The 22,139-nt window shown below is 46.2% G+C and carries 26 protein-coding genes; 20 read left to right on the plus strand and 6 right to left on the minus strand.

The features are described from left to right. Nucleotides 1-98: 98 nt before the first annotated feature. The 10 genes from Undi14_RS07925 to Undi14_RS07970 all read left to right on the plus strand — a co-directional run bounded on the left by Undi14_RS07925 (nt 99) and on the right by Undi14_RS07970 (nt 7,493). Complete coding sequence (locus Undi14_RS07925) at nt 99-323, plus strand: hypothetical protein (protein WP_234030492.1); 225 nt, start codon at nt 99-101, stop codon at nt 321-323. Continuing rightward, entirely contained in the window at nt 320-1,708 is a 1,389-nt protein-coding gene (locus Undi14_RS07930) for a replication initiation factor domain-containing protein (RefSeq protein WP_200179317.1), read from the plus strand. The genes Undi14_RS07925 and Undi14_RS07930 overlap by 4 nt, the downstream gene beginning before the upstream one ends. An 8-nt stretch (nt 1,709-1,716) precedes the next feature. Then, nucleotides 1,717-2,028, plus strand: a complete 312-nt coding sequence (locus tag Undi14_RS07935; RefSeq protein ID WP_200179319.1) for a hypothetical protein — start codon at nt 1,717-1,719, stop codon at nt 2,026-2,028. Nucleotides 2,029-2,239: 211 nt separating this feature from the next. After that, nucleotides 2,240-2,527, plus strand: a complete 288-nt coding sequence (locus Undi14_RS07940; RefSeq protein ID WP_200179986.1) for a hypothetical protein — start codon at nt 2,240-2,242, stop codon at nt 2,525-2,527. 47 nt (nt 2,528-2,574) lie between these two features. Further along, nucleotides 2,575-2,796 carry a hypothetical protein gene (locus tag Undi14_RS07945; RefSeq protein WP_200179320.1) on the plus strand — a complete coding sequence of 74 codons (222 nt, stop codon included), beginning with the start codon at nt 2,575-2,577 and terminating at the stop codon, nt 2,794-2,796. Between the two features lie 176 nt (nt 2,797-2,972). Then, nucleotides 2,973-3,224, plus strand: a complete 252-nt coding sequence (locus Undi14_RS07950) for a hypothetical protein (protein ID WP_200179321.1) — start codon at nt 2,973-2,975, stop codon at nt 3,222-3,224. Further along, on the plus strand, nt 3,221-4,771 hold the full coding sequence (locus Undi14_RS07955; protein WP_200179322.1) for a hypothetical protein: 1,551 nt from the start codon (nt 3,221-3,223) through the stop codon (nt 4,769-4,771). The genes Undi14_RS07950 and Undi14_RS07955 overlap by 4 nt, the downstream gene beginning before the upstream one ends. A gap of 7 nt (nt 4,772-4,778) precedes the next feature. Then, nucleotides 4,779-5,093 (plus strand): DUF2523 family protein, encoded by a 315-nt coding sequence (locus tag Undi14_RS07960; protein WP_370589916.1) that lies wholly within the window; start codon nt 4,779-4,781, stop codon nt 5,091-5,093. Nucleotides 5,094-5,097: 4 nt separating this feature from the next. Then, entirely contained in the window at nt 5,098-6,195 is a 1,098-nt protein-coding gene (locus tag Undi14_RS07965; RefSeq protein WP_200179323.1) for a zonular occludens toxin domain-containing protein, read from the plus strand. After that, nucleotides 6,192-7,493, plus strand: coding sequence for a type II secretion system protein GspD (locus Undi14_RS07970; protein ID WP_200179324.1), 1,302 nt, complete (start codon nt 6,192-6,194; stop codon nt 7,491-7,493). Before Undi14_RS07965 ends, Undi14_RS07970 begins: the two co-directional genes overlap by 4 nt. A gap of 475 nt (nt 7,494-7,968) precedes the next feature. On the opposite strand, the gene Undi14_RS07975 is transcribed toward Undi14_RS07970, so the two are convergent. Continuing rightward, on the minus strand, nt 7,969-8,808 hold the full coding sequence (locus Undi14_RS07975; protein ID WP_200179326.1) for a hypothetical protein: 840 nt from the start codon (nt 8,806-8,808) through the stop codon (nt 7,969-7,971). A 448-nt stretch (nt 8,809-9,256) separates the two neighbouring features. Between Undi14_RS07975 and Undi14_RS07980 the strand changes: the two genes are divergently transcribed. The 4 genes from Undi14_RS07980 to Undi14_RS07995 all read left to right on the plus strand — a co-directional run bounded on the left by Undi14_RS07980 (nt 9,257) and on the right by Undi14_RS07995 (nt 12,503). Further along, nucleotides 9,257-10,471, plus strand: coding sequence for a hypothetical protein (locus Undi14_RS07980; RefSeq protein WP_200179328.1), 1,215 nt, complete (start codon nt 9,257-9,259; stop codon nt 10,469-10,471). A gap of 190 nt (nt 10,472-10,661) precedes the next feature. Further along, nucleotides 10,662-10,967, plus strand: a complete 306-nt coding sequence (locus Undi14_RS07985; RefSeq protein ID WP_200179329.1) for a type II toxin-antitoxin system HigB family toxin — start codon at nt 10,662-10,664, stop codon at nt 10,965-10,967. Nucleotide 10,968: 1 nt separating this feature from the next. Continuing rightward, a complete protein-coding gene (locus Undi14_RS07990) occupies nt 10,969-11,412 on the plus strand; it encodes a type II toxin-antitoxin system HigA family antitoxin (protein WP_234030493.1) in 444 nt (147 codons plus the stop codon). A gap of 347 nt (nt 11,413-11,759) precedes the next feature. Then, a complete protein-coding gene (locus tag Undi14_RS07995) occupies nt 11,760-12,503 on the plus strand; it encodes a DUF2971 domain-containing protein (RefSeq protein WP_200179331.1) in 744 nt (247 codons plus the stop codon). Nucleotides 12,504-12,578: 75 nt separating this feature from the next. On the opposite strand, the gene Undi14_RS08000 is transcribed toward Undi14_RS07995, so the two are convergent. Both Undi14_RS08000 and Undi14_RS08005 read right to left on the minus strand, forming a co-directional pair. Beyond that, nucleotides 12,579-13,166, minus strand: coding sequence for a tyrosine-type recombinase/integrase (locus Undi14_RS08000; RefSeq protein WP_370589917.1), 588 nt, complete (start codon nt 13,164-13,166; stop codon nt 12,579-12,581). Nucleotides 13,167-13,193: 27 nt separating this feature from the next. Next, the gene (locus Undi14_RS08005) at nt 13,194-13,571 is read right to left on the minus strand and encodes a GNAT family N-acetyltransferase (RefSeq protein WP_200179333.1); all 378 of its coding nucleotides are present in this window, start codon (nt 13,569-13,571) and stop codon (nt 13,194-13,196) included. 653 nt (nt 13,572-14,224) lie between these two features. On the opposite strand from Undi14_RS08005, the gene Undi14_RS08010 reads away from it, so the two are divergent. The 5 genes from Undi14_RS08010 (at nt 14,225) to Undi14_RS08030 (ending at nt 17,693) form a co-directional block, all read left to right on the plus strand. Continuing rightward, nucleotides 14,225-14,842: a LemA family protein gene (locus Undi14_RS08010; RefSeq protein WP_200179335.1), complete on the plus strand. Its 618-nt coding sequence runs from the start codon at nt 14,225-14,227 to the stop codon at nt 14,840-14,842. Then, entirely contained in the window at nt 14,839-15,705 is an 867-nt protein-coding gene (locus tag Undi14_RS08015; RefSeq protein WP_200179337.1) for a YgcG family protein, read from the plus strand. Before Undi14_RS08010 ends, Undi14_RS08015 begins: the two co-directional genes overlap by 4 nt. Nucleotides 15,706-15,707: 2 nt before the next feature. After that, entirely contained in the window at nt 15,708-16,205 is a 498-nt protein-coding gene (locus Undi14_RS08020) for a TPM domain-containing protein (RefSeq protein ID WP_200179344.1), read from the plus strand. Between the two features lie 328 nt (nt 16,206-16,533). Continuing rightward, nucleotides 16,534-17,235: a pirin family protein gene (locus Undi14_RS08025; protein WP_200179346.1), complete on the plus strand. Its 702-nt coding sequence runs from the start codon at nt 16,534-16,536 to the stop codon at nt 17,233-17,235. A 32-nt stretch (nt 17,236-17,267) separates the two neighbouring features. Beyond that, nucleotides 17,268-17,693, plus strand: coding sequence for a DoxX family protein (locus Undi14_RS08030; RefSeq protein WP_200179348.1), 426 nt, complete (start codon nt 17,268-17,270; stop codon nt 17,691-17,693). Between the two features lie 70 nt (nt 17,694-17,763). Here Undi14_RS08030 and Undi14_RS08035 read toward each other — a convergent pair whose 3' ends face one another. Then, nucleotides 17,764-18,156, minus strand: coding sequence for an OsmC family protein (locus Undi14_RS08035; RefSeq protein WP_234030494.1), 393 nt, complete (start codon nt 18,154-18,156; stop codon nt 17,764-17,766). 85 nt (nt 18,157-18,241) lie between these two features. After that, nucleotides 18,242-19,186, minus strand: a complete 945-nt coding sequence (locus Undi14_RS08040; protein ID WP_200179350.1) for a VTT domain-containing protein — start codon at nt 19,184-19,186, stop codon at nt 18,242-18,244. 275 nt (nt 19,187-19,461) lie between these two features. Here Undi14_RS08040 and Undi14_RS08045 point away from each other — a divergent pair, with 275 nt between their 5' ends. Next, nucleotides 19,462-20,409 carry a LysR family transcriptional regulator gene (locus Undi14_RS08045; protein ID WP_200179352.1) on the plus strand — a complete coding sequence of 316 codons (948 nt, stop codon included), beginning with the start codon at nt 19,462-19,464 and terminating at the stop codon, nt 20,407-20,409. A gap of 13 nt (nt 20,410-20,422) precedes the next feature. Here the strand turns inward: Undi14_RS08045 and Undi14_RS08050 are convergent, their stop codons facing one another. Continuing rightward, nucleotides 20,423-21,838, minus strand: a complete 1,416-nt coding sequence (locus Undi14_RS08050; RefSeq protein ID WP_200179354.1) for an MFS transporter — start codon at nt 21,836-21,838, stop codon at nt 20,423-20,425. Nucleotides 21,839-22,139 lie beyond the last annotated feature (301 nt).

Below are 22,139 nucleotides of genomic sequence, written 5' to 3' on the forward strand. Positions count from 1 at the left end.
ATTCCTCTTGACAAGCGCCATAATTAAAACTACTGTTCGTGTTAATTAGAGCGATTAATAGTATTAATTAAAGTTGTAGAGCGTTGAGAGATCCAATTATGGGCGACATTCCAAAATTTGACCAGTTTACGAGCATGGCACCTCCAATGAGTGCCACGTTGATGAGCCGTGAAAAATTCGCGGACATGATAGGCATTCCGGTTGGCGTTGTAATTGCATGGGCGGATCGAGGATATTTGCCACTTTATCGCATCGGAAAATACTCATTAATAAATGTTGCCTTACTCCATAAGCAATGCCTTGCAAGGGAGTTTTCATTATGAGTAAGGTCAAAACCCTGGCGCATGACGCTATGCACATTCGCGGCAAGCAACTGCCCGCCCGCAGCGGCGGCAGCCGCGAGGACGGACAGAAGCGCCGCCGCGAAGCGCCAGGTCAAGGGCGCGCAAAAGTCTCAGATACCCCCCCCACAGTAAACACGGGGGAACGTAATCAATCTGACGCGAACCAGCTCACAGCGTTACTTGCTGCTCAAAAAAAATACAAAGACAGTTTAGTCAAGCCAAATCAAGATCTGATCGATCAATTTCAAGCACCGATAAATACACCGATTCAACTCTGTATGCGCGATGGCAAAGTCGTAATGCAGATGGTCAGGATTCCTGCGTATAGCGAATGTTGCACAATTGACACTTTAAGATTTACTGTGCATGAAAATACGATTTTTAACAAAACTGTCCGCACGCTCCTTACATACGACGAAATAGCGCGAGAGTTCTCTAAGTGCGTAGAAGAAATTTTTGGTTTTGGACTCGTCAATAAATACGACAAAGGTCGAGATTTCTTTTTGCATTCTTGGGAGCTTGGGGACAATTATGGTCACTTTGCAATTGGTGGCGAAAAGCAACGTGATATGGCCTTGATTTCATTGAACGGTCAAGGCTGTTTGGCTGCTAAGCCTGGCTGGGAATTACGTCTATATAATTTTTTGACTTCCTCTGACTGTGTTTCACCACGAATTACTCGCGTTGATTTAGCACATGACGATTTTGACGGCACTCTATTTTCAGTCCATGACTTCGATCGTGTATGGGAAATAGGTGGGTTTGACAGGTTTGGAAATCGGCCTGAGCCAAATAATTTTGGACCATGGAAAAGTAACGACCCGAACGGAAAAGGACTTACGTTCTACGCAGGAACGAAGCACGGAAGCCAGTTATTTCGAGGTTACCAAAAAGGGAAACAGCTGGGCTCCCCCAATAGCCCCTGGACACGCGCAGAAGTGCAATTTAGCAATCACGACAAAGTGATTCCGCTTCATATCCTCATTGATCCTTCCAGTTATTTTGTTGCTGCATATCCAATATTGCAACATTACAGCCCGAATAAAACCGGCAAACGTACTGAGACCGTCAAAAAGACGGCAGAAGCTGGCATGGAGCATTTCACCAAATACACGAAGCTCAGCTACGGAAAATTCATCCGCATCGCCCGTCAGTTTTATGGCGATAAAGAATTCCTCGATTTAGTCGAGTCCGATCAGGAAGACTGGCCTGCCAGATTACGTATGCCTAACTACAAGTTTTCCCAGACTCCAATTCATAAGCAGCGAGAACCAGAAGTTTTCGACCCCCTCGCTTTAACTGCATCGGATTACGGCTATCCCGATGATGACAGTTCGTTGCATAGCCAATTATCAACTCAATAGGAGCAGTCATGAAATTTCAAACAGAACTCAAAGTCCTCGGTATGAAATCCAGCAAAGGCAAGATGGATAACGGTATGGAATTCGACAGCACAAAAGTGTACGTCGAAACACCGTTAGACGATTCCAAAGGCAATGCAAAAGGTTGCTCCGTGGCTGAATACAACCTCGGTCTATCTGACGAGTTCAACAAGTACAAACACCTGCCATTTCCGTTCATGGCGACGGCGACAGTCGAGGTTGTTGTCAGCGGTAAGAATCAAAAAATGCAACTGTCTGAGCTTAAGCCGGTTGATATGGTGAAACAACCGAAAGCGGCCTAATCATGCGGCGCGTTTTCATTGTTCAGGACAGAGAGAGCGCGCTGTTTCTTTGTCCTCAGTTTGGCGACGTTGGATATACACAGTGGCTGCATGAAGCTGGCCGTTTTGATGATGAAGAGTCGGCTGTTGAAACAGCAAATTTTCATTGCACAGAAGGCTTCAATGTCTCTTCCTTCTTTGAGTATTCCAACGCAATTAATTAACGGAATTTATGGCTAAGGGATCAACACAATCAGTAGTGGTTTGCACACCTTCCACAACGGCAAGCACAGCGCAGCAAGCAGTCTGCCCAAAGGTTGGGACTCAGTTTTATGTACCGACCAAAGTGCAAGCCTATCTGCTTGATCCCAGCCAGCAAAATAATATCGATGCAGCTTTAGGAGATTTCGACTACGCCTATGCGTCCGGCCTGTGGTCGTTGGCATTCAGCATGGTTGTTGGCCTCTATTTTGTATCACACGGGATCGGTCAAGTTCTCGGCATGGTACGCCGGGGTTGATGGTGCGACTGGGCGCTTCCCCAGTATTTTAAATATGGAGTTTCAACATGAACAAAAACATTCAACGCGGTTTGGCTTTGGTTGGCGCAATTGCTGTTTCTGGCTCTGCAATGGCAGCAGGTACAGGTCCTGATTTTTCGACACTGACTTCTGCCGTTGATTTCAGCACTGTGATTACGGCAATCATGGCGATTTCCGCCACGCTGATGGGTGTTTACATCGCGATCAAAGGTGCAAAAACCGTAGTAGGCATGATCAAAGGTAAATAAGCGTGATCAAAGAAAAGGGGGTGGCCGCCCCTTTTTTATTTTTATCCCTCGCGAGAATTATTTGGAAAAAACATGACGATCAATGAGCTTTGGTACTTAATTATTTTCGCTTGGGGCATTGCATGTGGCTGGGCGGCGGTGAACGGCATCAATAATCAATAACAGGACAATGCGCCATGACCAATTTTTTAATTTCAGCCTTACCGATATTGCTGTTATCAGCTTATTGTTTTCTCGTTTTCGTAATTGCAATGGAAGGCTGCAAAAAATGGTGGGAACCATTTGTATATGCTGCGCTGACACCATTTGCACTTATCTATGCGTACTGGAAAGACATTGCCTTCGTTATTTTATTTTTCTCTGTGCTGATCGGAATACCCCTTGCGCTTGTAGAAGCCTACAACTGGTTTCAGGGAGTATTTGCATGAAAAAGCTCTTCATCGTGTTGATGGTCAAAAAGTGCCTTTTTCTATTTCTCATTACCTCCATTCTTTTCCAGCAGCAAGCCTCCTCTCAAGCGCTCCCCGTAGCACCGGCTGCAAATTTTGTCATGAATCGGGCAGTTGCAGGCGTACTGACAAGAGTCGCTGTTGCACGTGGTTTTGCTGCCAATGATCCAAGGATTGCCACGACACTATTGGGCGTCAGTTCGTCGTTAACCGCGGTAAACACCGCATCAACCGTTGCCGGTGTTGGTCTGGCCATTGCAGGCGCTCCGGTATGGATCACTGTCGCTGGCGGACTTGGCGTATTAGCGGTCGGTGCCGCAATTGTTGCTGGAACATCCAGTATGTCGATTACAAATACTGGCAATGGAAATAGATTGCAAATATTAAATAGTCCCGTAGCGTCGCCACCAGCCTATACATCGGCATCATCTGTACCAATGAATTTTGCACGTTTTGTTAATGAAGGGCAGGAAGTTTATCGGGATTCCAGTTGCTATCCATCTGATGATTGCTATGCTTTTCCACCGTTACCGTCTCAAGATATTCCTATTCAGTGGAAATTTACGTTTCCCGGCTCAGGAACAGTAGTAATCGTCTACTGGTCGATAGAAAGTTTTAAAGCAAAATGGACGCCGTGGGGACACCCGCCTGGTGTTCCGTTTAATGGTGGATGGCAAGGTGCTACAAATTTATCTACAGCAAGTTGGACGTCAGGACCTGATTGGGAGTTCTCGCAATCCGGAAAACGCTTAGTAGGTAGCCTCCAACTGACGTTTCAAAATCCCCCAGATGCAACACCTAAGTCACCTACAACTTTTGTTTTTGACTCTATAACATCGTCGATCATACTGTCGCCTAATCTTGGTCCTCAGTTGTATGCCAATTTGGACGACGCACTTGCAAATATATCGCCAGCGATTAAGTCACAGCCATTATCCAATGCAACTATTGCGCAAGTAGTAGATTCCGCTTGGAAGAACGCAGCAGCACAGCCGGGCTATCAAGGACTACCTTATAGTGCCACTCAGCCGGTGACGGCAACAGATGTTGCGACGTGGCAGGCAGAAAATCCAACCAGCATGCCATCACTCAATGATTTACTCGCGCCCGCAAGCTTACCGAATACGTCAACCGTTCCTATTTCGGTAACGAGCACAACGACAAATCCTAACCCGAATCCGACAACCAACCCGACACCAGATCCGAACGCTATTTATAACGTCAATATCGTGAATGTGCCGCGTGTAGATCTTGGTCCCAATCCCAACATCGCAGCGCCCACGCTGGAAACTACGCCGGGCGCTCTGGAAATTCTTTATCCGCTATTTACTCTGTTCCCGGAGCTGAAGAATTATCAAGCGCCGCAGCATAAGAGTGAATGCCCGAAACCACAATTCGACGTATTCGGCAAAACGATCACGATGGATTCACATTGCACACTCGCTGAACAACACCGGCTGGCGATTGGTTCCATCATGATCGTGGTCTGGATGCTGGTCAGTATGTTTATTTTATTGTCTGCGTGAGGTCGTTATGCCTGCTGCATTGTTTGGAATTCTTTTATCGGCGTTGCAGAGTGTTCTCGCTTTTGTACTCCGCTCTGTCGTTGTCAAGTTCGTTGTGTTTTTTGGGATTTATTTCGTGGTCAGAGAGTTTGTTCCTGTACTGACTTCGTACGGATTTTTTTCGGGATCAAGTAAGGCATCTGCGTTGAGTAATGCGCTCACCAGCATCCCCAGTTCTGTTTGGTATTTTCTTGATCTGATGAGTTTTTCTATGGGCATCAGCATGGTGCTCTCTGCTTATGTGACACGCTTCATTATTCGTCGCATTCCAGTGATCGGATAACGCAATGGCGATCAATGCATACGTTGGCCTGCAAGGTTCAGGCAAAAGTTACGAGGTCGTTTCATCCGTCATTCTGGATGCGGTTGAGGAAGGCCGTCGTGTTGTCACCAATGTGGCAGGCATCAATGAAGACCGGATTCATGAATACCTGGTCAACAAGCGCGACGCTGATCCAAAAAAATTAGGCGAGATCATTCATATAGAAAATGATCGCATCATGCAGCCACAGTTTTTTCCCGATGAAGAAAAACCAGAATTGGACTCCATCGTTAAAGGTGGTGATTTAGTCGCAATTGATGAAGCGTGGCGTTTTTGGGGAACAGATAGCGGCAAGCTGAGTCACGAACACATGCAGTTCTTTCGCATGCACCGACACTATATCCATCCGGATACAGCAGTCGCCTGCGACGTGGTACTGATGACGCAAGACATTACCGGCTTGCATCGCTCAGTTAAAAACGTCATTGAATTTGCATTCAAGATGCACAAGCATAAATCTTTGGGGTTCTCTAAGCGCTATCGGGTGGAAATTTACGAAGGCTGGAAGCTGAACGCCAAAACACGCATTGATGATCGCCAGAAAAAATACAACGCTGAGATTTTCCCCTTGTATCAAAGCTATACCGGTGGGCAAGGTATGGAGAAAGCGATTGATAGCCGACAAAACATTTTGGCAAATAAACGACTTTGGTTTTTTGCAGTCGGAACGATTGTAATGATGACGATCGCGGCAACAAATGCATGGAAATTTTTTCATCCAGATCCGAAACAACATAAAGTTACTGCAACATCTTCGACTACTGCTGCGCAACCAGCTAAATCGAACGACCAATCCAATTCGACTAAGACTACACAAAGCGCAGTAAGCGGTTTTTCTGATAGCTGGAAAATCGTTGGTCAGTTGGATATGGCCGACATACATTGGGTGATTGTCGCCAACCCTACCGGCCGTCTGCGGCTGGAATCCCCGTCCATGTTTCAAGGCAAAGGTGCAACGGCCATTGGTGACATCGATGGCGAACGCGTTACACGCTGGTCAGGTGCGAATAATCAGCCAGCAACGCAGACACAATCACAAGCGACGGGAACACCCGCAAAATGAAACATCTTTTCGGATTGCTCCCGTTGCTGTTTGTGGCTGGTGTCTATGCCGCGCCCAGTTCACCGCAAAAATTGCGGCCAGTGTCGATCGGCACATCTACAAATGAGGCGGCAATCAAATTTGATTTTCAGTCGGTCAATGTCTCGCAGATCATCAGCCTTGTTTATCTGGAAGCCTTGAAGCAGCCTTACGTCATTGATCCTGCTGTATTGAAAGATGAACGTCTGGTGTCATTCCGGTTTGATGCCAGTACCGGCGATCTTAAAACCTTCTGGCAAAATTTTCTGGATTCTCTGGATATCAGTATCGAGTCACGTCATGGGGTCGATTACGTAACGGTAAAAAAGCCAGTGCAAACAACCGCACCCGCATTAGATGTACTGGTGTATCACCCCAGATATCGGCAGGTGTCTTATCTGACTGGATTGCTGACGCCGTTGTTTACTGCCGGTAGCTTTACCGTCAACCGTACAGTACGCGCACCGGTCAGTGCTAAAAGCAGTCCGACTGATGCACCGCAAGGGTCTGCCGCAGCAATGATTGACCAGGACAGCGACACGCTCGTTTTTCAAGGTACGCAAGATGAACTGGCGAAGTTAAATAAAATCCTTCCACAGGTCGATACTGCTACTGGTGAAGTTGTTGTGAAAGCGGTGGTCTATGAGGTGACTACCGGCAATTCTGAAGGCTCGGCATTTGGTCTTGCACTCAATGTCTTAGGGGGAAAACTGGGCTTGTCTATCGGTGGTGCATCGACGCTGGCCAATTCGGTTTCGATCAAATCTGCGAGTATTGATTCGGTATTTTCTGCCCTATCAGGGGATACCCGATTCAAGGCGATATCAACGCCACAGGTTCGCGTTAAATCCGGCGCACAAGCACGTTTTACTGTCGGTCAGGACGTGCCTACACTCGGTGCTGTTTCCTATTCTCAAAACGGCTCTCAACCCGTTCAATCCGTCGAGTATCGATCTTCTGGTGTCATTCTGAGTTTGTCTCCAATCGTCCGAGAGTCCACGGTCGATATGACCATCGATCAACAGATCAGTGATTTCGCCAAAACAGAAACCGGCGTTAATAATTCTCCGACGCTCACAAAACGCCAGCTATCAACAACCGTAAGTGTTGGCGATGGTGAGCTGGTGCTCATTGGCGGTCTTACACAAGATAAAAATACCGATACGCATTCTGGCCTGCCGTTCCTGCCGCAGTTCCTGCATTCGAAAAACAATAACGGATCAAGAACGGAGATTTTGCTGTTGCTCCAAGTGTCAACAATCCGTGAGAAATTACTATAAAAATATCAAAACGTGTGTGAAATCACGAATGTCATTTTTAACGTTTTTGGCTGAAAAAGTTTTAGCGCGCTAAAACTTTTCGGGGCTTTTTCGATATTTTTATTATCATTGCGACATTTTATTACCTCAAATGCAGTGACTTGTATGGGATCGCGCAAGTTTCCGAAGCATGTTGCATGTTTTGAGTGTGTGTGAAATCACGAACCTATTTTTACCAATACTACGAAAAAGCCTTTAGGCTGTTATCGGGTGTTGCCACTCAAAAAAGAGTAACGTAAGATACTAAATGAGCTGGGAGTGCTGACCATTTATGCAGAGCGTTGAGCGATTGTCTCACCTGGCTTACCGAATCCTACGGGCTGCTTTGTGCGGCCCGTTTTCATTTTCAAAGGAGTTTTGCTTGTAACTTGTTTTTAGCGTGTGTGAAAACACGAACTTTCGTTTTGCCTCACTTATATCAAGGGCTCCAGTTCAATTAGTTTGAACACCCGGCCCCCAATTTCCCCTCCGCATAAAATGCTTTTTCAATTCGTATGCCATCTTGGGTTTTGCGAGCTACCGCGACAACGCCATTGTCTTGAATTCGAATCCTTGCGTTACATGGAACACCAGGATAATTCCCCGCAGGTTGAAAGTCAGCATAGTATGCAAATTGACGGATGACATTACTTGTTGATTCGATGGATGAAAAAATCCAAGATGCCAAGCCTGCACTAATTAATGCCAAAGCAGCAGATCCAATAGCGTGCATGAAAGCTTTTTTCCGAAACTGTCGAATTTCAACAAAAAATGGCGCATTTTTCACACCATGCCATCTGAAAAAAATAAATATTTGCTGCAAGAAGCTTTCAATAAATGAAATAAAAGATCCTGCTATCAATGCCACGACATAAAACACAAATAAAAACGCAGCAATTAACAGAAGATACAGCGGTACGTATGAAATCAAAGCGACTAGACTAACAGTCACTTCAAAATACTGTGGAGGAAATTCAAGAGCTGTAAAAACTATGAATCTTCCAAATACAATTGCCATTACCGCAACAAACGCATGCAATACTTTGAGTAAGATATTTGCAGATTCTGATTTCAAATAGCTTTTATATGAAAAAATCCAAGTTGCGAACGCAAAGCCATAAATTCCATACGCAACAAACATTAGATACTGATTCAGCAATGCACCAGGCTTAAAAAATTGTCCGATAACCCAAATTAATATTAGTCCTCCCGCTATTGCATATAGTCGCTCCGACCTGTTTGACTCAATCCATGATTTTTTAATTTTTACATATGCATTTTGTAATTTTTGATTCATGGCATGGTTAACCTGAAAAGTGAGTCGCATAGTCTACATTCGAAACTTACCCTCATTGCATCAGAAATATTTAGCGCGCTAAATATTTCCTACATTTCAAGGTAGATTTTTAGCGGAAGACTTGTCAAGGGCGAGGGAAAAAGAATTTTCCGGCTGCTGCTTTTGATGATCCGAATACTCTCGAAAGCAGGGCAACTGCGGAAATGCCGTAATTTTTGGGGAAAATTGTTTTTGAATCGGCGAAGCGAACCCTTGATAAGACTGTAGCGGCATACGCTCACGGTAGGGGTGCAGGAAGAGCGAAGCGCCCCGCAGGGCTACCTGCCCCCCTGCCACGTGGCGAACGCCGCCGGAGGCTACTTCGATTTAAATATTCTCAAATTGAAATTATTAGAATTTATAAATCTATAATTTCGTCAATATATACAACTTAACTTACAATTCAATCATGTACAAATGGGAACGCAGACTTTCGGATGCCGCTTACGCCCTTACCAATTGTGCTTCAACATATTTTGAGCCAGAACTTTTTCGTAGAAACGTTAATCAGTTTTTGACAGTCTCGCGAACGGTAACTTTTCTCATCGCTAAAGACAAGGCAAGCATTCCAGAGTTTGACAAGTGGCATGACGAAAATATTGTGAAATATTGGGGCGGTGATAGCGTAATGAAGTGGGCAAAAGACTCACGTAATTTCATTGAAAAAGAAGGTGATCTTGAGCTATATAGCTCACTCTCTGTTTCTCTAATTTATTCGTATTTTTCCGAAGAAGATATTTCACTCGAATTAGGTAGTGCTGAATTTCTGAGTGCTGGGGTTAAAAAACTTATTCGAGTTGCAGAAAAACATCTTCCTAATTCGATTTCTTACGCGTCTGCAGTAAAAATCGATCGCCGTTGGGTGGCTAATACTCTGCCAGATCATGAGTTGTTTCAAGCCTTAATTTATGTATATAGTCGAATATACACAGCCTGTGAAAAATTAGCGGCTTATCTCGGAGGAAGACTTTCAAAAGAGGTCCCTAGTTCTGACATGTTGGGCGAAGTAGATGTAAATGGCCTTCGCTGTAAATACGTCAAATTTTCAGACCGCGACTCATACTCCGTGAAATCGCGTCGGTTGCTACGAGACGAGGCAATTGAAAAACCAGAATGGCTAAGTGCTATTAATAAGGATCTTTCGACCTTTGATCTATATGCGGATTTTGCGGAAAAAGTCTTCAATAAATTCGGAAATCATTTATCAATGGTTTTCTTGTTCTCAAAAGAAGGACATGTTGTCCAACATACTAGTTTCGTCCCCGCCGACCAAGTTGATAAATTTATTTTCTGGAGAGGTTTGGCTGAACAAATTGTATACTTACGGGCTCACTCACTAATTTTCATATCTGAAATTTGGTACAGACGTCTCAATCGGAGCCTAGATGTTCCCATACACCAACTTGAAATAATTGGGGAAGCATTGCAAATATATGAAATAAAAAAAGGAGGGGATTACAGGCTGCGGAACTGGAACATTGAGAGAAAATCAGATGAAGTCATTCTAAAAAAAGAAAAGGATATCGTACTGAACTTAGATCGAGATAACGTCTTAGATTCTCATTGTTTGCCAAGCTTTCTAACCCCTGTTAAAAATGCATTTGCGCGAGTACATGATAAGTAATTATAAAAATTGACCTACTAAAAACAAAATGCCCTCAGGACTACTCACATTCCTGCCACTCGGTGAATGCCGCCGTAGACCTCTTGGTTTCTCCTGATTCACGAAACGATAATTTGTGAATTGGTAGCAGTTAATGCAATATATAGCGACTAATTTGCAATAGTCCCAAATTGGGACTAAACTTAAGCCAATGAGAATATTTTCTAAAAATCAGCTTGTCGCCTTTTGGACAATTCACCCCGATACAGAGCAACCATTGAAGGCATGGCACGCAGAAGTGGAAAATGCATCTTGGAAAACGCCGCAAGATATTAAGAATCAATACGCTAGCGCTAGTTTTGTAAGCAATGATCGTGTTGTATTTAATATTAAAGGGAATTCCTATCGAATAATTACTTCCGTCGCGTACCAATATGGTTCAGTCTATATTAAATTTATTGGCACACACGCAGAATACGATAAGGTTAATGCCGCAACTATAGAAATGAAGGTGTGATATGGAACTTAAAATAATCAGAACCACTGCAGAGTACAAAAGCGCGTTAAGTGAAGTTTCTGCATTTTTTGATAACCAACCAATTCCAGGCACGTCCGAAGGGGATCGCTTCGAAATTCTAATGATGCTCGTTGAACGTTATGAGCAAGAGCATTATCCAATTGCACCGCCAGATCCAATTGAAGCCATTAAATTCAGAATGGACCAACAAGGAAAATCTCCAAAAGATTTGGCTCCTATGATTGGTAATACAAGTCGTGTTTATGAAGTTATGGCACGTACCAGAACGTTAACTTTGCGTATGATTCGAAACTTAAACGTTGGCATGAATATCCCCGCTGATGTATTAATTCGCGACATGAGCGTAACTGCGAAAGCTCCACGTCAGCGTGTAACTGCGAAGAAAAGCATCGCAGCTAAGAAAGTAGCTATTGTTCACAAATGAGATGAGCGTCCTTCAATTGCGTCAACCTACTGTCAACCGCATAGCGGTTTAATGCAGCCCTAAAGCTGGTTGATCTTTTGTAAGTGGTTGTTTTGGTGGATATAGTTGGATAATGCTGGTGCTACATCTAGGATTGAAAATCCTTGTGTCGGTGGTTCGATTCCGCCCCGGGCCACCAAGAAATACGTAACAAAAAGAAGGGCTTGCAGAAATGTAAGCCCTTCTTTTTTGCGCGGTCAGTTCTACAATTCTCAATCGAGTTCTACAATTCTTAACGACTTCTTACTCCTATCGTGAAATAATTATTTCTCGATATAGCAATTCAATGGGCAAATGTAGGAAGTCGAATGAATCAAATCAATACAACAAATCAGATTGACTCTGAAAAAAACCTACCTCCTAAATTCTATAAATATAAATCAATGGGCGGTGGGGAAGAAGCCCAGAAATATGTCAAAGACATAATATGTAATCACGAAATTTATTTCGCGCCCCCCGAAAAATTTAATGATCCTTTTGATTGCCGTCCAGTCATATCGCTTGAAGCATCTAAAACTACGCAAATTAAAAACTACAGACGGTTACAAAAAAAATATACGCCACATTTGAATCGAGAAGCTCGACGGGAGGACTATAAACAGTTTCGTAGAGACTTTAACCGCAACCCGAAAAATCCGTTGGTTAAGGAAGCGATACAACAGCAGATCATAGACCATCACACCAAAGAATTAGGTGTTCTGTCAGTTACTACAAAAAAAGATAGCATACTTATGTGGTCACACTATGCCGACTCACATCAAGGAATTTGTCTTGAATTTGATGGAAATTTCGCCTTCATGGCACATGCGATTAAGGTCAAATATACAAAAACGCGTCCAGTCATCAACGCATACAGAGACGATCATCAAACGCAAATAGAAAAAGCACTGCTAACAAAGTCAGATCAATGGAAATATGAGAACGAGTGGCGATTGATAAGTTACGATGAAGGTCCACGTGTAATTAGGTTCCGCCCACAAAATCTAACAGGTTTAATTTTCGGAGCACAAGCAACAGCAAGTACCATTGAAATGGTTAGTAAAATGGGTTGAAGAACGCGAACAACCAATTACTCTGTACAAAACAGAAGTATGCAAATCGACATATAAGATAAATATTACTAAATTTTAGCGTTGTCGATTTCTAGATAGTGGAGAAACAATATCGCCTTTGCGGTCTCGGGTATAAATTTCAGTCGAGCTACGGTTTTTATGTCCAAGTAATTTTTGGGCATGCCCCAGATCTTCAGTATCAGTCGCAGCCTTTGCTCTCCAATCTCTAAACTGAAAATCCACGCCCGCTACTTCCCTTGCTTTATCAAAGCGAAAGCGCAAAGCAAAATAATTCAAACGCTGGCGGTCAGGATTTTGCAATAGCGCCTTGTTCACTTTATCTCGCGGCTTAGCCAGAATCCGGTCGATTACGTCCGCAAGTTCGCCCTCAATTGCGATGTGCAGTTTTTTGCCCGTTTTATTTTGGGTTAGCCTCAGGTTTCCATCAGCAATATCTGTCACATTAAATTTCAGCACATCAGCCGGGCGCTGGCCGGTACACAATACCAAGTCCATCGCATCTTGTACCGTAGGATGCGCACACGCCCATAAAGCAGCATAATCGTCGATAAAAGCTAAGATACCGACGAATTCGAGATCGGATATTCTCAACCTGCGATCGGCCAACGTTTTTTGAAAACTCTGATCTCCGATAGTTGTCACCGACAAATCAGAAAGCTGGTTGTATGCCTATTTTTTTCTATGCTTTGCGCCAAAGAATGAAATGCCTTCGGTAGTAAAGCGCCCATCCAGACACAGATCAGGAAAATCAGAAAAGGCTCTTTCGATCAGCCACGAGGCGATACCTTGACGACGATATGCGTCATCAATATAGATGTTATCAATCACATGTCGATTTTCATGATTGAGCTTGAGTACCAGAACGCCGACAGAAAATTCTTTATTCCCTTGAAATTGCGAAATTTTTTTTCCGGTCGGACACAATTCATCTGAGGCGATGCGAATGTACCGGGTAAAGTAATCATTGGTCGAAATGATAGTGCGGTCATCCTGAAATACCACCTTTTCGTCACTAAATACGGTTCTGGACAACACAGTATTTGGCATTGCCAAGCAATGAAGAATCGAGCTATCCGGGTTATATAACCGCTCGACGACCTGACAGATAATCGGGAGGCGGCAAGCCAGACGCTTGTTAATTCTGGATATCTTTACTTTTGACAACGGTGTGCCTCTTACAATAAATGAGGTCAGCAATTGTATTAACTTTTCATTTCATCTTCTGTTTCAAAGTGTTACGCGAATGCAACTTTATTTAACTGACTGAAGTGAATATTCATGATCTTCCCAAGGGTCATTTCTATCACTCAGGGTAGTACAAAAACAGGTTTTTAAAAGCTGCCTACGGCGCTGGTCTTGTCACAATTCGGTATTTGTTTTTAGTGAAAATGAGGCGATCGAAAATACTTTCGTCGAGCGATGTCACTGAAAAATGGTAGCTTATTTAGTACTCAGATAAGTGAGAAGCAGGCTGAAATCAGCCTTGCGCAGCTAGATATTCCAATTAAACTTAACTAAGTTTCGTTAAAGTGAGTTAGTTGCAGCGAGGCGAGGCAGTTGGTCCGCAGCTTGAAGAGTAATGCACTCACGGCAGTTCAATTACTAAACTATCTTTCCGTTACGATATCTTTTTTGATGCAGGTAACAAGCGCTTACGCTATTCTTAACGAATGATGATTCAACATTTATGGAGTACTTCTATGCGTAAATTATGGCAAGCCGTATCCGTCATCCTGATCCTTTGTTTATCTGGCTGTGGCTACAATACGATACAGACTGAAGACGAGCAAATTAAGTCAGACTGGTCAGAAGTGTTAAACCAGTATCAGCGACGAGCAGATCTGGTGCCGAATCTGGTGAGCACGGTCAAAGGTTTTGCGGAACAAGAGAAAGATGTGCTGCTCGGTGTCACCAATGCCCGCGCGAAAGTTGGCAGCTTACAAGCAACGCCTGAACTGATCAATAATCCGGAAGCCTTTGCTAAATTTCAGAGTGCACAAGGCGAATTATCAGGTGCACTGTCAAAGTTACTGGTTGTTACTGAAAATTATCCGCAGTTGAAATCTGACGCCGGTTTCCGCGATTTGCAGGCGCAACTGGAAGGCACTGAGAATCGTATTGCTGTCGCCAGAAATCGCTACATTAAATCCGTGCAGGAATATAACGTCACCGTTCGTTCTTTCCCTTCCAATCTGACCGCGATGTTTTTTGGATATCAGGTAAAACCTAATTTCACTGTTGAAAACGAAAAAGCACTTGCAGTGCCGCCGAAAGTTGATTTCGGTGCGCCGCAAGGGAATAACGGAAATCAGAAATGACTATTCTGAAAACGGCAAGAATGCTGATTCTTGCCGGTTCTTTATGCTGCTCATTTTTTGCTTCGGCAGAACTTGCCGTTCCTGCGCTGAGTCAGCATGTCACCGATCAGACGGGAACGCTCAACACAGAACAAAAAAGCAGTCTGGAACAGACCTTGCAATCTTTCGAAGAAAAAAAAGGAAGCCAGATTGCAGTATTGATTATCGCCAGCACGGCACCGGAAACGATAGAGCAATATTCACTGCGTGTCGCTGAACAATGGAAATTAGGTCGCAAGAAAATTGATGATGGCGCAATTCTGGTGATTGCCAAGAATGATCGCACTTTACGCATAGAAGTCGGTTATGGGCTCGAAGGTGCGTTGAATGACGCGACCAGCAAACGCATCATCAGCGAAACGATCATTCCGCAATTTAAGCAGGATAACTACTTTGGCGGTATCTCCGCCGGAGTCAATCAGATGATCCAGGTCGTGAATGGTGAACCTCTGCCTGCAGTCAGACAGAGAAAGGCGACAAATGACGATGGTATTGGACAATATCTGCCGGTTCTGTTTATTTTCGCGATGGCCGCTGGCGGAATATTGCGTGCGATATTTGGCCGGCTTCCCGGCGCGATGATAACCGGCGCTGTTGTTGCAGGCTTAACCTGGATACTCGCTGGTGCGATCACGGTCGCTTTGATCGCCGGCATCATTGCGCTGATATTCACTCTGTTCAGCGGAAGTATCGGAGGACGTAGGGTTGGCACTTACCGTGGCGGCGGAGATCATGGTGGTTTTGGTGGCGGCGGCTTTGGAGGTGGCGGTTTCAGCGGAGGCGGAGGCAGCTTTGGCGGTGGCGGAGCATCCGGACGGTGGTAATCATGAATCTGAGACGCATAATCAAACATTTATCGATAAGCCGCTGGCAACTGCGGCGCTATTTCCCTGAAAAATCTCTGCAGGCCATTGAACAGACAATTAAGCTCAGCGAGACCCGGCATCAGGGTGAAATACGTTTTGCTGTCGAAGCCTCACTCGATGGCGCGCCGCTATTCCGGGATCAATCCTCCCGAGAACGCGCGATTAATCTGTTTTCCGAATTACGTATATGGGACACAGAACACAACAACGGTGTTCTGATCTATCTGCTGCTGGCCGACAAACGTGTCGAAATCATTGCGGATCGCGGGATCCACACGAAAACTGGTAACGCCGAATGGGAAAAAATCTGCCGTGATATGGAAAGCTACTTTCAACGAGCAGAATATGAGGCCGGTGTGATCGCCGGAATACAGGCTGTGACACAGCATCTGATACGGCACTACGCAACAGAACATAACACCCGCAATGAGTTACCGGATCAGCCTGTGCTGCTTTGAGCCGAAACACGCATCTTTCGCCAATTGGCACAGACGGAACAACGTAGCGATAAAAATGTAATACGTATTCTGTTTTCTTTTTTCATATTCTGGGATTCATCACGGATATGCCCTGCCGGATGCAGCAATGATCTTGTTCAATCCTGAGCAAGATCAAAATTTCCCATATGCGGAAATAACATTGTTGTTATGACTCTATGAGTGTCATCAATATGCAATTCAAAGTGATTGGTCATTCAAATTTTTTAAATAATGTCGTCAAACGGCACGCGGCATCAGGTCGCAGAGAAATGAAATAATCACTGCCATCAACAAGGAGAAACCTATCATGCTTACACTCAGAAAATCTCAAAGTCGTGGTCGTGCGGATCATGGATGGCTTAAAAGTAATCACTCATTTTCTTTCGCAGATTATTACGATCCCGACCACACAGGCTGGGGCAATCTGCTGGTGATTAATGAAGACGTTATTGCTCCCGGCACTGGATTTGGCACTCATGGCCATCGCGACATGGAAATCATCAGCTATGTGTTATCCGGGCAACTCGCGCATCAGGACAGTATGGGTAACATCAAAGGCATTCCGCCAGGAGATGTGCAAAGAATGAGTGCGGGTACCGGCGTCAGACATAGTGAATTCAATCACGCAGAAGGTGAAACCACCCATTTTCTGCAGATATGGATTACGCCAAAACAAAAAGGAATCGCGCCGGGCTACGAGCAAAAAACGATTCCGGCAGCGAAAAAACGTGGCACTTTGTGTTTAGTTGCGTCCCCTGACGGCGCGCAGGATTCTGTTGCGATGAATGCGGACGCTGCGCTGTATTCCGGCTTGTTTGATGGCGATGAAAAAGCGGAACTGATCTTAAATCCTGCACGTAAAGCGTATGTGCATCTGATACGCGGAGAACTGGAAGTCAATGGTCAGCGCATCAGTGGCGGTGATGCTTTCAAAATTGAGAATGAAAGCAAGATTACCCTCACCAATGGCAAAGACGCTGAAGTATTAGTGTTTGATCTGACTGCCTGAACAAGCTGTTTCACTAAAGAATCGGAGTCACTATGTTTGATGCATTAAAAAAACCTTTGGCACTCGCTGGTCGCTTATTGCTGGCCTCGCTGTTTTTACCTGCGGGGATCGGTAAGCTTACGGGTTTTGCGGGCACCGTCGCTTATATCAGTTCGGCAGGGCTGCCTATGCCTGCACTAGCTGCGGCAGCCGCGCTCATCGTTGAAATCGGCGGTGGCGCAGCACTGATTGCCGGTGCTGGCACACGCATTGCTGCCTTGGTACTTGCGCTGTTCACGCTGGTCGCATCATTTGTTTTTCACGCTTACTGGGCGGTTCAGGCTGATCAGCAATATGTCACGCAATTGCTGTTCTTTAAAAATATTGCCGTTGCTGGTGGCTTGCTGACACTGGCCGCGTGGGGCGCGGGTGCATGGAGTATTGATACTCGTATGGCGACAAATTCTCGGCGCCGTTAATCTCGGCAAATATAAAAAAAGGCGTCGTCCAGACGCCTTTTTTCTTTGCTACGCGATATCAGGAATCGCTTCAGATCAGCTCACTATCGATCTGAAACTGCCCACTCAGCGCTTTATGTATCGGGCACTTATTCGCAATACGCAGTAAATCTTCACGCGTTGTCTGATCCAGCTCGCCAAGCAATTGTATGCGCCGGATCAGGCGATAAATACCACCCGATTCTTCCCGGTCAATTTCCACATGTATGCCTGCAAGAGCATATCCTTTGCGCTTCGCATACAACTCCAGCGTCAGCGCGGTACATGCCCCGAGTGCGGAATCAAGCAGCTCATGCGGCGAAGGATGTTGCCCTGATCCGCCCGATTTTTTATCGATATCAGAAATCCATTGCAAACCTTCAAATTCAATATTGCATGCAGTGCTGCCACTGGCGGCTTGCCAATCAACCGAAATCGTCATCATCAAACTCCTATTAAATTAAATGACAGGTAGAAAATTATCCTGCCTCATCTGAATCACGTATGCCAATAGCCTGAGATATCAGACATTACGCGTGGCCGATTGTCTCTACCGGATACCCCGCATCGATCCAGGCGTCGATACCGCCATGTAAAACACTGGCGGCAATTCCACGCCGACTCAGCAAATACGCTGCTTTGAGTGCGGACGCATCATTCGGACACGAGCAATATGTAATAATTTTTGCGCTTGCCGGCCATGTATCAACAGGGGCAGTTTCTATGCCGCTTAATTCTATGTGTCTGGCACCTTGAATATGTGTCTCCAGCGCGCCCGGGGCTAAAGAAACACGGACATCGACAATCACGAGTTCTTCACCGCGCTCAAGCAGATCAGCCAGTTGAGCAGGCGCCACACGCGGCAAACTGGCCACCGAGCGTTTCACGCGCCAGCGCCGCCAGATACGTATGGCAATGTATAAAGCAACCCCACAAGCAACCAGCAACATGGCGGTATCGCCAAGCTGACTCAGGTAAGCCAGCAGTTGCCCGACCTGATTGTGAAACAGTAAACCTCCTGCAATACCACTGCCTGCCCATAACAGCGTGCCGGCAATATTAAATATCACAAATGATGACACCCGCATGCCCATTGCCCCTGCCAGCGGCGGTGTGAGAATCGACAGTCCCGGAACAAACTTGGCGACGACCAGAGTTGCGATACCACGGCGGGCAAAACTCAGCTCACTCTGGCGTACACAAGTATCGGGAGAAATTGAAATCCGGCACAGCAATGCCAATACGCGATGACCAAACCTGCGCCCGGCATAGAACCAGACAGAATCGGCAATCATCGATGCCAGCGTCGCCACTGCCAGCGCCTGAACCGCAAACACACCGTTATCCGCCGCCGCGACACCTGCTAACAACAGAAAAGGCAGGGCGGGAATAGGAGCACCGAGTTGCTCGACCAGTACACCAAAAAACAGTGCCAGCAACCCATGCTGAGAAAAAAGAGAGGTGATATTTTCCATTGTGACCGACTTGAATGTTCCCGATAAAGCTGACTCCGCAGTCTACCATTTCAGTTTTGTTCTGGCGCGAACAAGTAGCAAATCGCTGCGATCACACTGCGGCGATGTTTTCGCGTTGGCGTTTTTTGAAAATCCTGGCGACCGTCTCTCATCAATATCACCCATCAAGCAATAAGCAGCCTGATCCCACCTCCCCATCACGCCTGACAAACACGCTGTTTCCATGGTTGAAATTTGATGTCATCATTCAGAATAACTGAACGAATAAATACACTATGAATACTCCACGTGATGTTCTGACCCCTGCTGCGCTGGCGATGTTGCAAGTCATCGCTGATACCGGCAGCTTTGCCGCGGCGGCACGCGCCAGTAACATGGTGCCAAGTGCCCTGACCTACCGCGTGCGTCAGATCGAAGAAGCGCTCGATGTATTGCTGTTTGATCGCAGTTCCCGTCAGGCACAATTAACGGCTGCAGGGATGGAATTACTACGCGAGGGAAACAGTCTGCTGGAAGAAATCGACGCCATCGCCAATCGCGTGAAACGCGTTGCTACCGGCTGGGAGCCACAATTCACCGTCGCCGTTGACAGCATCATTGATCGCACAACGATCATGGAATTGTGTGAACAGTTCTTTCAGATGAATCCACCAACGCGGCTTAAACTAAGGGCGGAAACCTTATCCGGCACCTTGGAGGCGCTGACATCAGGACAAGCCGATCTGGCTATCGGTGTCGTGATGGACAGCAATACGAAAACCGGCTTACAACGCGAACACCTGGGCACTGTCGATTTTGCCTTCGCCGTCGCGCCGCATCACCCGTTGGCAACCGCGACAGAGCCCTTGTCTGACAAGGTGATACGCCAGTATCGTGCCGTCGCTATTGCCGACTCTGTCAAACAAGGAACCAGCATGTCGATAGGTTTGCTGACGGGGCAAGATGTGTTCACTGTTGCCGATATGTCCGCCAAACTGGAGGCGCAGGTGCGAGGACTGGGAGCAGGATTTTTACCGACCTGCCTTGCTAACCCATGCATAGACAGCGGAAAACTGGTCGTCAGAAAAGTGGAACGGGCACAGCAGCAGGTACAGTCAAGTTACGCGTGGCGTCAAAGCAGTAAAGCCATGCAAGGACGTGCGCTGCAATGGTGGCTTGATCAACTGCAAGCGCCAGTCACCCGCGCAGCATTACTGGGAGTACGCCGACAGCGCCATCTCTGATGCAGCAAAGCTGCTATGACTCCTTATCTGCAACAACGCCCTTCGTGACGTTTTCACCGTCCTCATTTTTTAAGGTCCAGAAAAATATCGACGACAACATCGTGACCACACCTAAGGTGAGGAAGGCGTGGTGTAACGCACTGGTTACCGCCAGTTGATCGCTCTGTGGAAGCGCGCCGAGATACCATGCAGCGACCAGTGAGCCGCAAGCCAGTCCAAAACTCAAGGCCATCTGCTGCAAAGAACTGCCTATTGTGCTGGCCATGCTGGAATCGACGGGCTCAATATCGGCATATGTCATCGAGTTGATACTGGAAAACTGGAGTGAGTTAAAAAATCCCTGCGCCAGACTCAGCGCCACAATCAATATCAACGGTGTGGAAGAGGAAACACGGGCAAACAAGCAGATCGTCACGCCTATCATGAACGTATTTGTAATCAAGATTTTGCGATAGCCAAATTGACGCAGCAAATGCCGGGCGATCAGCTTCATACCCATCGCGGCTGCAGCCGCTGGCATCATCAGTAATCCGGACTGCCATGCAGGCAGTCCCAGCCCCAACTGATACAACAAAGGCAGTAAAAACGGCAGCCCACCTATGCCTAAGCGCGTGACAAAACCACCGACAATAGACACCCGGAACGTGCGTATCTGAAACAGATTTAAGCGTAACAACGGATATGGCGTATGTTGCGAATGCCATCCATAAGCTGCCAGTAATATCAGCGAGATTACAAACAGAACTGACTCCGACGTAATATCAAGGCGGTGCTCACCAAAAATTTCCAGCAGCCACGACAGCAAAGCAGTTCCGGTGCCGAATAAGACCAATCCAACCACGTCCAGCGGGCGCTCCTCATTCCCGTAGTAATCCGGCATGTGGCGATACGCCAGCCACAGCGCAATGATGCCAACCGGCACATTGATAAAGAAAATCACACGCCACGACAACCAGTGCACAATCAGTCCACCAACCGTCGGCCCCAATAACGGGCCTATCAGTGCAGGGATGATCACAAAATTCATCGCAGTCAGTAATTCTGTTTTTGGGAAAGTACGGATAATCGCCAGTCGCCCGACGGGCATCATCATGGCGGCTCCGATGCCCTGCAAAATGCGGGTTGCGACGAGCATAGGAACACTGACTGCCAGACCACTCAGAACCGAAGCGACGGTAAAAATTGCGACGGCAAAACCAAAAACCCGGCGTGTCCCAAAGCGATCTGCAATCCAGCCGCTGACAGGAATACCAACGGCCAGACTGAGAATATAACTGGTTACTGCAGCCTTCAAACTTAAAGGCGTCACCTGCAAACTCGCCGCCATAGAAGGAATCGCGGTATTCAGAATAGTCGCGTCGAGCTGTTCCATGAATAGAGCAATCGCGACGACCCATGGCAGATAAGATTTGACCTTGAGATCATTCATCGTAAGTGCGCTGACATTGTGAGAAAGTGAAAATACCTGGCATGACGTGAGGCGATTTGAAACAAGCTTGCCAGTGTAACCCTAAGACGGTAACGCGTCACGCTGCCGTATGCAGATGAATCAGTACGTCATCAGAATTTTTCTGCACGGAATATGCAGATCGCTGGATGCGCTACCTTACGATAAGGTCGCCATCACACCGAAAATAGAAAAGCCCCCCCCTGCACCGTTGATCGGGAACGATACAAAGGCGGGAAAAACAAAATCGCGGAATGCGCAAGCATGCGCCGGAACGCGCGGG

Origin of the sequence: Undibacterium sp. 14-3-2 (genome assembly GCF_016595265.1) — a bacterium.
GTDB classification, from domain to species: domain Bacteria; phylum Pseudomonadota; class Gammaproteobacteria; order Burkholderiales; family Burkholderiaceae_D; genus Undibacterium; species Undibacterium aquatile.